The following is a 608-nucleotide window of genomic DNA, read 5'->3' as shown; positions in this document are numbered from 1 at the left end:
CCCTCACTTCTCTGTATCTATCGCTGTTCGCATGAACGGTCGTACAGAAGTTGCTTGTGTTTATGACCCAATGCTAAACGAGCTATTCACAGCTCAACGTGGCGCTGGCGCTCAACTTAACAACGCTCGTATGCGTGTTACTCAACTAAAAGACCTTCAAGGTACTGTTCTAGCGACTGGTTTCCCATTCAAGCAAAAACAACACTCTGAATCTTTCATGAAGATCATCTCTGGTCTATTCATCGACTGTGCTGATTTCCGTCGTACAGGTTCTCCTGCTCTTGACCTATGTTACCTAGCAGCTGGCCGTGTTGATGGTTACCTAGAACTTGGCCTTAAGCCATGGGATCTAGCAGCTGGCGATCTAATCGCTCGTGAAGCTGGTGCTATCATGACTGACTTTGCTGGCGGTACTGATTACATGACTTCTGGTAATGTTGTTGCTTCAAGCGCACGTGGTGTTAAGTCTATTCTTAAGCACGTTCGTGAGAACGCTAACGAAGGTATGCTGAAGTAATTCAGACCTTACGTTAACGCTCCCTATTTTAAGGGCGCATAAAAATTCCAAAGCCTCGCTATATAGCTATAGCGAGGCTTTTTTGTATCTG

At 45.6% G+C, this 608-nt stretch carries 1 protein-coding gene; it reads left to right on the top strand.

The features are described 5' to 3' along the window. A partial coding sequence (locus AB4329_RS22495; RefSeq protein WP_372139340.1) for an inositol monophosphatase family protein occupies positions 1–517 on the top strand: 517 nt, incomplete at its 5' end. Positions 518–608: the final 91 nt, after the last annotated feature.

The sequence above is a fragment of the Vibrio sp. 10N.261.54.A5 genome (assembly GCF_041471145.1).
GTDB lineage: Bacteria > Pseudomonadota > Gammaproteobacteria > Enterobacterales > Vibrionaceae > Vibrio > Vibrio crassostreae_C.
The sequence above is the reverse complement of the archived record's forward strand: the minus strand, read 5'-3'. Positions and strand labels throughout refer to the sequence as shown.